Source organism: Flexivirga caeni (genome assembly GCF_003724155.1).
GTDB lineage: Bacteria > Actinomycetota > Actinomycetes > Actinomycetales > Dermatophilaceae > Flexivirga > Flexivirga caeni.
Genome location: NZ_RJJQ01000001.1, coordinates 200,486 through 215,039, shown reverse-complemented (window position 1 = coordinate 215,039; position 14,554 = coordinate 200,486). Strand labels below are relative to the sequence as shown.

Genomic DNA, 14,554 nt, shown 5'->3' with positions numbered 1-14,554 from the left:
CTCCCTTTCGTTGGTTGGCGTACGACCTGCCCAACGGATGGGCTCGCCCGATCGTCACCCGATCGAGCGAACCATCCCATCTGCTGGAACACTGCACACATGACCTCGACTGGCCCGATGGAACTGCCCGGCTATGCGCACGTCTACTCCGGCAAGGTCCGTGACCTGTATGCGCCGCTCGATGACGCGGGGTCGCCGCGGGACGATCGGGTGCTGCTGGTCGCATCGGACCGGATCTCGGCGTTCGACTACATCCTGTCGACACCCATCCCGGACAAGGGCGCAGTGCTGACTCAGCTGTCCTTGTGGTGGTTCGAGCAGTTGGAGTCACTACTGCCGAACCACGTAGTGTCCACGGACGTGCCGGACGCGGTTTCCGGGCGCGCGGTGCTGGTCGAACGACTCGACATGGTGCCGGTCGAGTGTGTTGCGCGCGCCTACCTGACCGGCGGCGGACTTGCTGAATATGAAGCAACTGGAACGGTTTCTGGCCTTCAGCTGCCGCCTGGCCTGGTGGACGGCTCGCAGTTTGCCGAGCCGCTCTTCACCCCGTCGACGAAGGCGCCATTCGGTGAGCACGACCAGCCGATGCCGTATGCCGACGTCGTGGCGGAGGTCGGCGCGGAGCGCGCTGGGCAGCTGCGCGAGCTGACCGTGCGGATCCTGGAGCGGGGTCATGAGATTGCTGCCTCGCGGGGAATCTTGATCGCCGACACCAAGGTGGAGTTCGGTGTGCGGCCGGACGGGCAGCTGGTGCTGGCCGATGAAGTGCTCACCCCGGACTCGTCACGCTTCTGGCCGGCGGCGGACTGGGCGCCCGGGAAGCGTCAGGCGTCATACGACAAGCAGTTCGTGCGCGATTGGCTCACATCGGCCGAGAGCGGCTGGGATCGTGCGTCCGGCGAGGAGCCACCCGCCCTGCCGGACGCGGTCGTGGAGCAGACGCGCGCGAAGTATGTCGAGGCGTATGAGGCGCTGACCGGCCGCGCGTTTGGCTAGCCCACTGCTACGCGGGCGTTGCGGAACATCCGCAGCCAGGGGCTCGGCTCGTCCAGCGGGCCGTCGGTCCAGGACAGTTGCACGTTGCGCTGCACCCGCTCGGGGTGCGGCATCATCGCGGTGAACCGGCCGTCCGGGGTAGTCACTGCGGTCAGACCGTCCGGGGAGCCGTTGGGGTTCGCCGGGTAACTGAGCGCTGCGGCCCCCGTGTGATCGACGAAACGCATTGCGCGCTCGACGGTTTCGAGGCTTCCACGGCTCGAGAAGTCAGCCCGGCCCTCCCCGTGGGCGACCGCGATCGGGAGGCGGCTGCCCGCCATACCGGCGAAGAAGAGGGATGGCGAGTCGAGCACCTCGACCTGGGAGAGGCGGGCTTCGTACTGCTCGGACAGGTTGCGGGTGAAGCGCGGCCAGGCTTCCGCGCCGGGGATGAGGTCGGCGAGCGCGGCGAACATCTGGCAGCCGTTGCAGATGCCGAGGCCGAAGGTGTCGGGGCGGCCGAAGAACGCGGCGAAGAGATCGCGCAGCCGATCGTTGAACAGCACAGAGCGTGCCCAGCCCTCGCCGGCGCCAAGCGTGTCGCCATACGAGAAGCCGCCGCAGGCGACCAGTCCGACGACGTCGGTGAGGTCGCTGCGACCGGTCTGCAGATCGGTCATGTGCACGTCAAGAGCCTCGAAACCCGCACGGTGGAAGGCGAACGCGGTCTCGACGTGCGAGTTGACGCCCTGCTCGCGCAAGACCGCGACGCGTGGCTTCGCACCGCGCAGGAGGTATGGCGCGGCGATGTCGTCCGCCGGGTCGAAGGAGGGCGCGACGACCAATCCGGTGGCGCCCGAGCCGACGGTCGCGTGCTCCTCGTCCGCGCACTCAGGGTTGTCCCGCAGCGCGCTGATCCGCCACGAGACCTCGTCCCAGGCCTGCGCCAGGTCGCGGGTTGGCTCGCGCAGCAGGAGTTGGTCGCCGGCCGTCACCTGCAAGGTCGGCTCGACGGTCGGCCGGCCGATGAAGCGCGCCAGACCGGCCGCGCCGGTCTCCTGGAGTGCGGTCTCGACGTCGGCCCGGCGCGCCGCGGGCACCTCCAGCACCGCGCCGAGTTCCTCGGTGAAGAGCGCTGCGACCGACGGCACGTCGAGCTGTGCGCCGCAGTTGCCGGCGAAACTCATCTCCGCGACGGTCGCGAGCAGACCACCGTCGGAACGGTCGTGGTATGCCGTGACCAGTCCGTCACGACGCAGCCGCGACATCAGGTCGACGAGCGCCAGCAGATGCTGCGGATCGTCGAGATCGGCTGCGGGACCGCCAAATTCGCCAACGACTTGCGCGGCGATGGAACCGCCGAGCCGGTCCCGCCCGCCACCGAGATCCAGCAGCAGCAGCTCGGTGCCGGTGTCCGGGTGCAGCTGCGGAGTGAGCGTGCTGCGCACGTCAGGCAGCGAGGCGAACGCGGTCACCACGAGCGACACAGGGGAGCGAACCTCGCGCTCGTCGCCGTCGTCGGTCCATCGGGTGCTCATCGACAACGAGTCCTTGCCGACCGGCACACTCACGCCGAGCGCCGGGCACAGCTCCATGGCGACGGCGTGGACGGTGTCGAAGAGCGCCGCGTCCTCGCCGGGCCGGCCGCATGCCGCCATCCAGTTGCAGGACAGCTTCACCCCGGCGAGCGAGCCAACGGGTGCGGCGATAATGTTGGTGACGGCCTCACCGACCGCCATCCGTCCCGACGCCGGAGCGTCGACGGCGGCGATCGGGGTGCGCTCCCCAGAACTCATCGCCTGACCCGCGAAACCGACCAGGTCGGAGAGGGTTACGGCGACGTCCGCGACGGGCAGCTGCCATGGCCCGACCAGCTGGTCGCGGTGCGTCAGGCCGCCCACCGTGCGGTCGCCGATGGTGATCAGGAAGCGCTTGCTGGCCGCGCTCGGGTGGCGGAGCACGGCGTAGGCCAGCTCGCGCACGTTGACCGCGGACAGGTCAAGGTCGGTCGAGGTCCGGTCGATGCGGGTTGCGTCGCGCGTCATCCGCGGCGGCTTGCCGAGCAGCACCTCCATGGGTATGTCGATGGGGGCACTTGGTCTCGATAGACCTCCCCCGCTGCGCTCCTCCGGCACTCGACCAGCGGTGGTGGCAGTGTCCTCGACAACGAGAAGCCCGTCGTCGGTGGCGGTGCCGACGACGGCGAACGGGCAGCGTTCCCGCTCCGCCAGCTGCGCGAACTGATCGAGGGAATCCGGGGCAATGGCAAGCACGTAGCGCTCCTGCGACTCGTTGCACCAGATTTCCTTCGGCGACAGCCCGTGCTCCTCCAGCGGCACTGCGCCCAGGTCGAAGCGCGCACCGAGGCCGGCGTCGTCGACGAGTTCGGGGAAGGCGTTGGAGAGCCCGCCGGCGCCGACGTCGTGGATTGCCAGGATCGGGTTGCCTGCGCCGAGCGACCAGCAGTGGTTGATGACCTCCTGCGCGCGTCGCTCGATTTCCGGATTGCCGCGCTGCACCGAGTCGAAGTCGAGCTCGGCGGCGTTCTCGCCCGATGTCATGGACGATGCGGCACCACCGCCCATGCCGATGCGCATCCCCGGACCGCCGAGCTGGATCAGCAGGGAACCCGCTGGGAACCGGACCTTTTCGGTCTGGTCGGCACTGATCGCACCGAGGCCGCCGGCGCTCATGATCGGCTTGTGGTAGCCGCGGCGGACACCGTCGACAGTCTGCTCGTAGACGCGGAAGAAGCCGCCGAGGCCGGGACGCCCGAACTCGTTGTTGAAGGCCGCCGCACCGATCGGGCCGTCGAGCATGATGTCCAGCGGAGTGGCGAGATGCGCCGGGGCGCCATACGGCTCCCGCTCCCAGGTCTCGTCGGTGCCCGGCAGTTGCAGGTTGGAGACGATGAACCCGGTCAGCCCGGCCTTGGGCTGCGAGCCCCTGCCGGTCGCGCCTTCGTCGCGGATCTCGCCCCCCGCCCCGGTCGCGGCTCCGGCAAAGGGCGAGATCGCGGTCGGGTGATTGTGCGTCTCGACCTTCATCAGCACGTGCACTTCGTCCGGTCGTTCGACGTAACTGCTTGGGACGTCGGGTGATTCGGGAAGCCAGCGGGTGACGGCCCCACCCTGCATGATCGAGGCGTTGTCCTTGTAGGCGACGATCGTGCCTTCGCCGGCGACACGCTCGGTGTGCCGGATCATGCCGAACAACGAGGTCGACTGTGGCTCGTCGTCGAGGACGAAGTCGGCGTTGAAGATCTTGTGGCGGCAATGCTCGGAGTTGGCCTGGGCGAACATCATCAGCTCGACGTCGGACGGGTTGCGGCGCAGGCTGGTGAACGAGTCGACGAGGTAGTCGACCTCGTCGACGGAGAGGGCGAGGCCAAGCTCGATATTGGCCGTCTCGATCGCAGCACGGCCCTCGCTGAGCACGTCGATCCGCTGCAACGGCTCGCTCTCTGGCTCCCGGAAGAGCGCGGCGACGCCGTCCCGGGAATCCAGCACGGTCTGCGTCATCGGGTCGTGCAGCAACCGCACGGCTGCGAGCCGCTCATCGTCGGTCAGTTCGCCTGTGACGAGCACGAACTCGGTCACCCGCTCGACGCGTTGCAGGTCCAGCCCGCAGCTGTGGGCGATGTCCGTCGCCTTGGACGCCCACGGTGAGATGGTGCCCAGGCGTGGGGCGACGACGATCGTCGTCGCCGGCTCTCCGGGCGGCTGGTATGCCGGTCCGTAGGTGAGCAACTCCCGGACGCGCCGACGCGTGGCGCCGTCCGGATCCGACTCGGTCGCGACCACGTGCACGTAGCGTGCCGAAACCGCGCTGATCTGGGGTGCCGCCTGCTGGAGTCGGGCGAGCAGTGCCGCCCGGCGGAACGGCGACAGTGCAGCGCCTCCGTCGAAGGTGGTGAGCACCGGGCCGTCGGTCGGGGTCATGGGATGTGCGGCTCCTCGGCGAGGCAGGCTGGGTGATGCGCCCAGGATATCTGGGTCCACTTCCGCCCGTTGGGTGCGGCGTAACGTCCTAGCGCACCAGCCCGTAGACGCGCTCGATGTGCAGGTGCAGCGGTAGCCGGCGCTCCGCGACCATCGCCCGGCGATAGTCGTCCCAGTCGGGGTGTTCGCCACCGATCGCGCGATAGATGGAGATCAGTTCCTCCACGCTGTCGTCGTCCGGCCGGGTGGCCACGGGCGACAGGATTGCCGTCACGTCGGCAACGGCATACGACCACCCGGAGTTGCCGTTCACCAGGACCGTCGCACGCGGATCCCTTCGTAGATTGGCGGTTTTCGCCCGGCCGTCGGTGACCGAGATGCGGATGAGGTCGCGTGTCGGGTCATAGGCGTAGCTGACGTTGGACAGCTGTGGCCGGCCGTCGCGCCGGATGGTCGCGAGGGTGGCGAGATGGTTGTCGGCGATGAGATCGCGCAGGTCGTCGGTCATGGGTGCTCCTTGGTCTAGGGGAGGCTGCCGCGGGGTGCCACCCATTGGTTCTCGAAGTCGATCACTTCAGCGGCGATGTCGAAGTCGGCGTCGTAATGGACAAGAGTGAGCGAGTGTTCGCCAGCCAGCACTGCGCTGAGCAGGTCAGCCATCCCCACAGCGCGATGGCGACCCGTGCGCGCGAGCGAGCGCTGTGCGTCGAAGGCATGCTGCCAGTGACGATCCTCGGTCGGCAGGTATTCGTAGGCGCGTCGGCGGTCCGCGCGGAGTCGCTCGTAGTCAGCAGGGCCGCGGGCGCTGTAGAGAGCTTCTGCGTCCAAGGTCGCGCACGTCGCCACGAGCGCTGCCTCGATCAACGGTGACAGCCGCGTGTGGACGACCGGCTGTCGCATGCGCGCGGCTGCACTCGTATCGATCAGGAAGCGGGCAATCAGCGCCACACGTCGGCCCTGGCATCGGGCTCAGCCATGGGCTCGAGGGCGCCACTGCGTAGCCAGTCGATCTGCCGAGCGCGGGCGGAAGTATCCGCGGCTTGGCGTAACGCGCAACGCACGGTGTCCGACACCCCGGACGTGCCAAGTTCTTGCTGTGCGGCAGCGAGCAGGTCGTCGTCCAATTCGATCAGGCGCTTCGTCATACGGCCACTCCATATACTCGGATACCGACCAGTATATACATCGATTGTGGGGTCAGTCCCGGACTATTCGGCGGCGCGAGCGCGGCTGACACTTCTTGCACCAGAACAGATTCCGGCCGGCGAGCACCTCGGTGCTCACCGGGGTGCCACACACCAGGCAGGGTTGTCCGGCGCGGCGGTAGACGTAGACCTCGCCGCCGTGCTTGTCGACGCGTGGATCTCGGCCCATCGCCTCCGGGGTGTGCTCCGGGTAGACCGTGTCGATGCGACCGTCGCGGACGCCGAGTGGCATCAGCTCGACCAGGTCGTCCCAGAGTGCGTCGAACTCCGTCCGACGCAAGAACTTGCCGGCCATGAACGGGTCGAGGTGATGCCGGTAGAGGGTCTCCGCGCGATAGATGTTGCCGACCCCGGCGAAGATCTGTTGATCCATCATCAGCACGCCGATCGGCTTGGCGGACTTGCGGATCCGTGCGCGAGCCATCTCCGGGTCGGCGTCGGCACGCAACGGGTCCGGGCCGAGTTTGGCGACGGTGGCGGCCAGTTGCTCCGGCGTGCTGAGTTCGCAGAGGTTCGGTCCGCGCAGCTCCATCGTCACGTCCGGGCCGAACGCGGTCAGTCGCCACCGAGCGTTTTCGGTAGCCGGGTCGGCGTCGGGAAAGAAGAAGAACTTGCCGATCAGGCCGAGGTGGATGTGCACTCGCTCGGGCAGGTCCTCGAAGCCGACATAGAGATGCTTGCCGAACGCTTCGGCAGTCTCGAAGACCCTGCCATCAACGACCTCGGCCCCGACGAATTTGCCCTGCGGAGAAGTGGATCGGACCTCACGGCCACCGAACTCGCGGTTGAGTTCGCCGGCGATGCGGTGGGTGACGTGTCCTTCCGGCATGAGCCGAGCGTATCGGCGCAGGCTGGCGCTCAGCGCACGCGCCAGGAGCCGAGCTCGGGAGGAGTTGGTGACGGCTCGGCGTCTTCGTCGGTGAACGGTTTCGCGGTCCCTTGCAGGGCTGCGGCCGGGCGGACGGTGGTCGTGGCTGTCAATCGCGTTGCCCTGCGGCGAATTTCGTCAATGGCGAGTGCAGTTCCGGACGCCAGCACGACGTAGTTACCGAATCGGCGTCCCTTCATCACGTCGGTGAGTGCGAGCACCACTGCATGGGGAAATTCGGCTGCGACAGTTGCCAATACGCGCGCCAGGTGGCGCCTGTTCGGTTCGTCGGCCAGGTTGAGGAGCAGGAGACCGGCCGGTCTGAGCACGCGGCGGTACTGCGCGACCGTTGCCGGGGTGAGCAGGTCGGCGGGGACGCGGCCCGCGTCATACGCATCGACGGCGATGGCGTCGGCGGAGAAGTCGCGCAAGGCGCGGACGCCGGTGGCGCCATCCAGCGGGCGGACCCGGATGCGGTGGCCGCGGGGTAGCGGCAGCTCGCGTCGTACGGCTTCGGTGAGTGCGGCGTCGGGTTCGAGCACGATCTGCGCAGATCCCGGCCGGGTGTGCTGGACGTAGCGGGCCAGGGTCAGGCCAGCGCCGCCTATGTGGGTGACGGCGATGGGTCCGGGCGGGAGCAGGTCGATGCCGATCGCGAGTTGAGCGACGTATTCGAAGACCAGCAGCTCCGGGTCATGCAGGTCGACGTGGGACTGGGGGTGGCCGTCGCGCAGGACGGTGACGCCGCCGCGTTCGTCGGCCTGGAAGTCGAAGTGCGGTGCGTCGGTCACGGTGCCAGCGTATGGCGGATGGCTCCCGGTCATGGAGAGCAGCGCCATAGTCGGCGACGAGTTCGACCTCGAAACCTGCTGTGTTCTCTAGGAACAGCGCTGTGTGCTCGGCGCCTCCGGCGTGGGGGTAGCGGTCGGCGAAGAGTTCGATCCAGCCATGCTCTGGGCACTGCGCGCGCAGCGTGTCGAGCTGGTCGCGGCCCTCGACGCGCAGTGCGAGGTGGTTGAGGCCGGCCCGGGTGCGCTCGTGGTCGCCGGTCACCGCGGGCGACTCCTCGAGCACGAGGTAGACGCCGCAGTCGTGGTGTCAGGTGCGTCCCTGCGGCCAGGACGGGTCCGACTCCGCTCGCCAGCCGAGCGACGTCAGCAGCCAGTGGAACGACGGTGCGGTGGCAACGAGATCCGTCGTCCAGAGTTCGATGTGGTGCACGGGGTTCGGCATGGCGGGACACGCCATCGGTTGCCGGGCGGGCGGTGCACTCACTCTGTCCAGCCTTGGACCGTCTCCGCTCGCTGTCGCCAGAGTGGGCCAGCCGGACCGGTCGGCTCCCATCGAGTTGCAAAGCGTTCCAGCCACCGGCACCGGCGCATCATCTCCTCCTTGCGTTGCTGCGATGGCGGGCACTCGCCATACGACTCGAAGAAGGCGGGTAGGGCGGAGACGGAGTCGGGGTGGTGCATCCGGACGATCCACTCGCACCATGCGATGTCCGTGATGGGCTGCCCGATGCTGCTGAACTCCCAGTCGAGCACGGCCACTGCGTGCCCGTCGTTGAGGTCGAACAGCAGGTTGTTGGGCCCGAAATCTCCGTGCTGGATGACGAGGTCGCTAGCTACGGCTGGCTCGAGTAGCCGCGGATCGAGTCGGTGCAGCCGGCGAAGCACGCGGCCGCACTCCGCCAGCACCGAAGGAGCACGGCCTGCGTCGATCAGGTCCTGCCCGTGGTTGCCGGTGACGAACTCGGTCTCGATCCAGCCGGTGCCTGTTGCGGTGACTGCCGGCACGGGCAACCGGTCATGCAGCGCTTCGAGCGCTCGAAGTTCGCTGGTCTGCCGGGCGCGCGCGTCCGGACCGTCATACGTCTTCCGGACGACTCCGTCGTGGTAAGCGGTGCGGTTGGTGTAGCCGCGTTTCACATGTCCGAGCATCTCATCGACTCAGCGAGGCTGAGGGAGTATCAACTGTCGTCGTGATCGTCGTGCTGCTTGCGCCGGTCGCACTCGGCGACATTGTGTGCCCAGACGACATCCATCAGGACGCGCTCGGTATGTGATCTGGTCGGAGGTGGCAGCCCAGGTGGTCTGGGCGGGTGGCTGGTGACGGTGAATCCGCCTGTCGAGATGGTGGTTTCACTGGCATCGCCGTTGACGGCGTAGTCGGGGTGCTCCTTGACGTAGTTGCAGCGCTCGCACTGCCCCTGGCCGTCGCGTTCGGAGGTGCGACCGCCCTCCGCGTAGGGCTTGATGTGGTCGGTATGCCGGATCGGCGCGCCGCACCACGGGGTGCGGCAGGTCTGGTCGCGGAACATGATGAGCCGGGCCAGCAATCCCGGGTAGCGGCGGGCACGGGAGTCCATGCCGATGATGTCGCCGGTGCCGGGGTGGGTGAACAGCCGACGCAGTTGCGGCCCGGTTGGGTCGCCGCTGCCGATCCATTCGCGGACCAGGTCAGCGGGCACCGGGCCGTAGCCGGGGACTCGCGCCGGCTCGTCGGCCAGCAGGGTGTCGGTCGGCATGAGGAGGTTGACGCAGACGTTGAGGCCGTCCTGTGCCTTGGTGCGTCCGGTGAGCCGCTCGACCAGGGTGTCTGCCATCCGCTGTCCGACCGGCGTGTCCGGGCCGGCGGCGGCCGCCTCGGCGAGTGATGCCTGACAGGCGAGGGCGTCCTTGACTGGCAGCAGCGCAGTCAGCCAGGCCATGCAGTCCGGTGCCGGACGCACGCTCACCCGGCGCTCCGACTCCGCATGCGCCCTCCGCGCGCGGACCGCGTCGGGGTCAAGCCGGAAGGCTTGCTCCTGCGCGGCGTCGGCCAGCCGGGGAGATGCCGTGGTGCCCAGCATCGGGGCGATGGCAGCGTCCACCTCGGCCCGGTCAGGTGCCGAGAGCCCGGCGGTTTCCCGGGCCAGGCGAGCGGCGTCGGCCTCCGGGATGACGCCGGCGGCCAGCGCCTCGAAGGTGCGCGGCAGATCATCGAGCAGTGCATGCGCGACCTTAAGGAGGGCCGACCCCTGTCGTCCGGAGCAGCGGCGGGCGAAACCGAGCTGCGAGCCGACCAGTCGCGCGGTATCAGCCGGGTCGATGCCGCGCGGCTTGTCTGCCGCAGCTTGCCGGCGGTGAACCTCGGCGGCAAGCCGCATCTTGCGCGCTGCGGTCGCGTTGGACAACTCATCCAGGACGCGCAGCTCATGCAGCAGTGCGTCGGTGCTCTCAGGGTCGTCATTGGGGAGAGGATCGTCCAGCCGGTCGTGGAAGGCACGGATCGCACGCGCATCGAGAACCGCTGCAGGGCCCTCGCCAGCACCTTGCGCATGATCGATCATACATTCGAGTATGACACGAAAAGTGTTGTATAGCAAGCATGTTCACCGATCGATGTTGTCCACATCCCCCTCGTGAACGATTTTGTGCACAGGGTCGGCAGGTATGTCGGTGCTGGCTCGTAACCTCGCTCGTATGAACGACACACCGGCCATCGGCATCTGTTTCGACCGCACGTTCCCGGCGTCGGAAGTCTCCGACTACGCACAGCGGGCGGAGGCCGCCGGTCTGCAGGAGCTGTGGCTGATCGAGGACTGCTTCTTCACCACCGCACCGCCGCTCGCGGCGGCGGCTCTCGCGAGCACGCGATCTCTACGGGTAGGTCTCGGCATCGTGCCGGCTGTGGTCCGGACGGCTGCGCTGACTGCGATGGAGATCGCGACGCTGGCAAGCATGGCGCCTGGCCGCGTCATCGGCGGCATTGGGCATGGGGTGCAGCCGTGGATGGCCCAGATGGGCGTACGGCCCGCATCGCCGGTGACCGCGCTCGATGAGGTGCTCACGGCCGTGCGAAGGTTACTTGCTGGTGAAACCCTCGATCTGACAGGCGAATACGTCACAGCGAGGAGCGTCAGGCTGGAGCATCGACCGGACATCGTGCCGCCCGTCGTTGCCGGAGTCCGCGGACCGAAATCTCTCGCGGTTGCCGGTCGTAGCGCCGACGGGGTACTGCTCGACTCGCCGTGCCCGATTGACTACCTGCTTCAGGCCACATCGATCTGTGGTCGGGCCGGCGACGGATTCGACTACCGCTGTTTCGCGATGCTGTGCGTGCTGCCGGATCGGCAGCAGGCTCGACGCGCCGTGGCGCCGGTCCTGGCCGAGATGGTGCGCCACGGTCATGCCGGGCTGGTGGCATTGCCCTTCCATGACGACCTGAAAGAGCTCACCGGGCGGTATGGCGCTGACTGGGCTGACCAGGCACCCAATGACTGGTGGACGCGGATCGGCGCGATTGGCAACCTCGAGGACGCCTTTGAGTATGTCGGCGCGATGACCGACGCCGGTGCAAGCGGCATCAGCTTCTTCCCAGCTGACGACCTGGAGATCGCGTATGCCCAGCTGGAAACGGCGGGCAGCATTGCACGGGCACTGCCCAGGTGACCGGCGGCTACCGTGCCGATCGGCTGCAGGAAGATGCACTGCCGGAACAACCCCGGCTGGAACACGCATGGACCGAAGGGAGCTGGCTGATGGCGGCGCGCAAGATCGACCCGGAGCAGGGCCGTGCGGCGGTGCTCGCGTGGTGTGCGGATCCTGGCGTCGGGCGCTCGGTCAGGGCGACGGCGGTGCGCTTCACCCTCCAGGAACTCGAACTTCAGGCGCCCGGGCGCAGTGTTGAGGTGAGGGTGCCGCCATACGGTGCGGTGCAGGTGATCGAGGGGCCGACGCACCGGCGCGGCACTCCGCCGAACGTCGTTGAGCTGGCACCGGATTCGTGGTTGCAGCTGGTCGTCGGCGATCTCACCTGGGCCGAAGCCGAGGAGACGGGGCAGGTGTCCGCGTCGGGGTCGCGGGCCGACCTGTCGGCATACCTGCCGTTGTTGCGCCGCCCGTAGAGTGACCACATGCGCGTCGGCATCACGATCCTTCCCGAACACCGCTGGCCAGAGGCGGCTCCGAAGTGGCGAGCGGCCGAGCAACTCGGATTCGACCACGCCTGGACCTACGACCACCTGGTGTGGGCGGGTCTGCCGGACGCCCCGTGGTTCGGCACCACGCCGACGCTCACCGCCGCGGCCATGGTGACGTCGAAGATCCGCCTCGGCACCTTTGTCACGTCACCCAACTTTCGCCACCCGGTCGCCTTTGCAAGGGACGTCCTCGCGCTCGACGACATCTCCGGCGGCCGGTTCATCTGCGGCATCGGGCGCGGCGGTGACCTCGACTCCGCACTGCTCGGCGAAGCCCCTACCGTCGCCGAACGCACCGGCCGATTCGCGGAGTTCACCCGACTGCTCGATCGAGTGCTGACCGAAAACCACGTCACGTATGACGGCACGTTCTTCACCGCTCGCGACGCCCGCAACGCGCCCGGCTGCGTCCAGCAACCGCGCGCGCCGTTCATCGTCGCTGCCAACGCGCCGAAGGGCATCCGGCTCGCCGCTGAGCTGGGGCAGGGCTGGGTCACCTACGGCAAACAGGCTGACACCGAAGAAGATTGGTGGGCGGGCGTGCGCGAGCTGAGCGAGCGCACGACCGAGGTGTTCGCCGCAGCTGGCCGCGCGCCGGGGTCGTTCGAAAGGCACCTGAGTCCCGACGGCGCACTCGGTTCGGTCTATGAGAGCGTCGACCGCTTCGAGGATGCGGCTGGCCGTGCGGGGGAGCTCGGATTCACTGACCTGATCACCCACTGGCCCCGACCGGACAGGCCCTACGCAGCAACGGTCGATGTGCTGGAAACCGTTGCCGCGCAGGTGCTTCCGAAAGTGCAGCAGCAGTAGAGCAGTCTGGGATGCCTGCCTGCCCTATCGCGTCGGTGAGGTGGCCACGCCCCAGCTCTCGTTGCCTGCGCGGTCGATCGCAGACACCACGTAGCAGACCGACCTGCGACCGGCTCCGGGTCGGTCCACTGTGCGAACCCCGTGCGGGATGGGTCGGGATGAGGGTGCCCAGGTCCTCCGTCATCGCGACACGGAACGGGTTGAACCAGGCGTGCAGTTCGAGGTTGCGCTTGTGCGCCTCGGTGACGGCGAAGCCGAGCGGGTCGTAACCGGGGTCTTTGCCCTGCTCGCCGGTCAGCCAGGCCGACCACGGTTCGAACGGTGAAGGCCAGAGCGCGTCGGCCGTCGGGCGGACCTGGAGCACGACGGCGTTGTGGCGCTCGGCGACCGCCAGGTCGAGCCAAGCAATGAGTTCGGCCTGTTGTTCCTCGGCGCTCAGGCCCTCCTTCGACGGCCAGTCGATGTTGGTGACAACCGAGATCCACATGGCGCGCAGTTCATGCTTGGGCGTCTTCGGATTTGTCGGATACTGGCCTGGATACGGTTGCGGCACAACGTAGTTGCCGTGACAGGGAGCTGCGCTCGCGGTCGCCGTGGCGGCGGCACCGACGAGTGGTGCGGCCGCGATGCCGAGCAGGACACTGCGGCGTGCGGGGGTGTGCGGCGTGCGTGCGGACGACATATCGGCTCCTCGGCCCTTTGGGGTATGCCGACTCTTCCACCCAGCGCGTGCGCTGTGTTCTTTACGCGACGATGGATTTCGAGAGAATTTCTACCGGTCGGGGTTGTCGAGGAACTCGTCCAGCGGCAGGGGCGGCGTGTCCCAGTCATCGGCGGACGACGTGGCCGGCGCGGGCGTCTTGGCCGCGGGTGCGGGGGCCGGAGCAGGCGTGGCCGGCACGGGCTCGGCGGGTGCTGCGTCGTCCAGCGGAGGTGGTGGGGCGTCCCAGTCGTCGCCGGATGACGTTGGGACTGCGGCAGGTTCGGGTGCTGGCGCAGGCTCGGCGTCGAGCGCGGGTGGTGGGGTGTCCCAGTCGTCGCCCGAGGTAGACGCGGCAGATGCCGGCGTGGGCTCAGGTGTGGGCGGTGCGGCTGCCGATGCGGGTGTGTCATCGAGCGGTGGCGGTGGGGCGTCCCAGTCGTCGCCGGATGACGTTGGGGCCGCGGCGGGTTGGGCGGCCGGTGCGGGTGTGTCGTCCAGTGGGGGAGGTGGTGCGTCCCAGTCATCCGCAGCAGGCGCGGCCGGTTCAGTTGCAATGGGGGGCGGTGGTGCGTCCCAGTCATCTGAAGCAGGAGCTGGAGCAGACGCTTCGCCGGCGATTGCGGGCGGTGGCGCGTCCCAGTCGTCGGCGGCTGGCGCAGCCGGTTCCGTCGCGACGGGCGGGGGCGGTGCGTCCCAGTCATCGGCGGCAGGCGCGGCTTCGGCCGCAACCGCAGCGGGCCCAGTCGCCTCAGGCTCAGGCTTCTCAGCAGCAGTTTTCTCGGCAACAGCGACGGACCCGGCGACCGCGCCGCCCGCCACCGCACCTGCCGCAACCGACTCGGCGGTGCGTCCGCCGGGCTGTGCCGCCTCCTGCTCGATCGCCTCCTCGTCGGCAATACTGAGCTTCTGGGCGCCCGTCACCCCATGAATACCGACGGAGCCGCCGCGCTGCGGGTCCCGCAGCAGAAGCCACAGCACCACGGCAAGCACCGCGGCGCACACGATCAGGATCAGCCACACCATGTCCAACACCTTCGAACGGGACGACTACGCAACTGCGCCATACCCTAGTCAACAGCCGTCATA

The 14,554-nt window shown here is 68.3% G+C and carries 15 protein-coding genes; 4 read left to right on the top strand and 11 right to left on the bottom strand.

The window, feature by feature from the left end; genetic code table 11:
- Positions 1 to 99 precede the first annotated feature (99 nt).
- Positions 100 to 999: a phosphoribosylaminoimidazolesuccinocarboxamide synthase gene (locus tag EFY87_RS01060; RefSeq protein WP_123269448.1), complete on the top strand. Its 900-nt coding sequence runs from the start codon at positions 100 to 102 to the stop codon at positions 997 to 999.
- On the opposite strand, the gene purL is transcribed toward EFY87_RS01060, so the two are convergent.
- The 9 genes from purL to EFY87_RS01015 all read right to left on the bottom strand — a co-directional run bounded on the left by purL (position 996) and on the right by EFY87_RS01015 (position 10,323).
- Entirely contained in the window at positions 996 to 4,919 is a 3,924-nt protein-coding gene (gene purL, locus EFY87_RS01055; RefSeq protein ID WP_123269447.1) for a phosphoribosylformylglycinamidine synthase, read from the bottom strand. The two genes, EFY87_RS01060 and purL, sit on opposite strands and share 4 nt — an antisense overlap.
- An 88-nt stretch (positions 4,920 to 5,007) precedes the next feature.
- Positions 5,008 to 5,427 (bottom strand): PPOX class F420-dependent oxidoreductase, encoded by a 420-nt coding sequence (locus EFY87_RS01050; protein ID WP_123269446.1) that lies wholly within the window; start codon positions 5,425 to 5,427, stop codon positions 5,008 to 5,010.
- A 14-nt stretch (positions 5,428 to 5,441) separates the two neighbouring features.
- Positions 5,442 to 5,867, bottom strand: coding sequence for a PIN domain-containing protein (locus EFY87_RS01045; RefSeq protein WP_123269445.1), 426 nt, complete (start codon positions 5,865 to 5,867; stop codon positions 5,442 to 5,444).
- The gene (locus EFY87_RS01040; protein ID WP_123269444.1) at positions 5,858 to 6,064 is read right to left on the bottom strand and encodes a DUF2191 domain-containing protein; all 207 of its coding nucleotides are present in this window, start codon (positions 6,062 to 6,064) and stop codon (positions 5,858 to 5,860) included. Before EFY87_RS01040 ends, EFY87_RS01045 begins: the two co-directional genes overlap by 10 nt.
- A 52-nt stretch (positions 6,065 to 6,116) precedes the next feature.
- On the bottom strand, positions 6,117 to 6,953 hold the full coding sequence (locus EFY87_RS01035; RefSeq protein ID WP_123269443.1) for an Fpg/Nei family DNA glycosylase: 837 nt from the start codon (positions 6,951 to 6,953) through the stop codon (positions 6,117 to 6,119).
- 29 nt (positions 6,954 to 6,982) lie between these two features.
- Positions 6,983 to 7,783, bottom strand: a complete 801-nt coding sequence (locus EFY87_RS01030; protein WP_245988280.1) for a spermidine synthase — start codon at positions 7,781 to 7,783, stop codon at positions 6,983 to 6,985.
- Positions 7,784 to 8,090: 307 nt separating this feature from the next.
- On the bottom strand, positions 8,091 to 8,267 hold the full coding sequence (locus EFY87_RS20770; protein ID WP_245988278.1) for a VOC family protein: 177 nt from the start codon (positions 8,265 to 8,267) through the stop codon (positions 8,091 to 8,093).
- Positions 8,264 to 8,932, bottom strand: coding sequence for a phosphotransferase family protein (locus EFY87_RS01020; RefSeq protein WP_123269441.1), 669 nt, complete (start codon positions 8,930 to 8,932; stop codon positions 8,264 to 8,266). Before EFY87_RS01020 ends, EFY87_RS20770 begins: the two co-directional genes overlap by 4 nt.
- 29 nt (positions 8,933 to 8,961) lie before the next feature.
- The gene (locus tag EFY87_RS01015) at positions 8,962 to 10,323 is read right to left on the bottom strand and encodes an HNH endonuclease (protein ID WP_123269440.1); all 1,362 of its coding nucleotides are present in this window, start codon (positions 10,321 to 10,323) and stop codon (positions 8,962 to 8,964) included.
- A gap of 103 nt (positions 10,324 to 10,426) precedes the next feature.
- On the opposite strand from EFY87_RS01015, the gene EFY87_RS01010 reads away from it, so the two are divergent.
- Genes EFY87_RS01010 through EFY87_RS01000 form a run of 3 tightly spaced genes read left to right on the top strand, consistent with a single transcriptional unit; the run spans position 10,427 to position 12,765 of the window.
- Positions 10,427 to 11,425, top strand: a complete 999-nt coding sequence (locus tag EFY87_RS01010) for an LLM class flavin-dependent oxidoreductase (RefSeq protein WP_123269439.1) — start codon at positions 10,427 to 10,429, stop codon at positions 11,423 to 11,425.
- Positions 11,422 to 11,880 carry a sterol carrier family protein gene (locus EFY87_RS01005; protein ID WP_342769087.1) on the top strand — a complete coding sequence of 153 codons (459 nt, stop codon included), beginning with the start codon at positions 11,422 to 11,424 and terminating at the stop codon, positions 11,878 to 11,880. Before EFY87_RS01010 ends, EFY87_RS01005 begins: the two co-directional genes overlap by 4 nt.
- 9 nt (positions 11,881 to 11,889) lie before the next feature.
- Positions 11,890 to 12,765, top strand: coding sequence for an LLM class flavin-dependent oxidoreductase (locus tag EFY87_RS01000; protein WP_123269438.1), 876 nt, complete (start codon positions 11,890 to 11,892; stop codon positions 12,763 to 12,765).
- Here EFY87_RS01000 and EFY87_RS00995 read toward each other — a convergent pair.
- Together EFY87_RS00995 and EFY87_RS20170 are read right to left on the bottom strand one after the other, a co-directional pair.
- The gene (locus tag EFY87_RS00995) at positions 12,668 to 13,447 is read right to left on the bottom strand and encodes a glycoside hydrolase family 10-like protein (protein ID WP_123269437.1); all 780 of its coding nucleotides are present in this window, start codon (positions 13,445 to 13,447) and stop codon (positions 12,668 to 12,670) included. The two genes, EFY87_RS01000 and EFY87_RS00995, sit on opposite strands and share 98 nt — an antisense overlap.
- Before the next feature lie 90 nt (positions 13,448 to 13,537).
- Positions 13,538 to 14,491 carry a hypothetical protein gene (locus tag EFY87_RS20170; protein WP_158607449.1) on the bottom strand — a complete coding sequence of 318 codons (954 nt, stop codon included), beginning with the start codon at positions 14,489 to 14,491 and terminating at the stop codon, positions 13,538 to 13,540.
- Positions 14,492 to 14,554 lie beyond the last annotated feature (63 nt).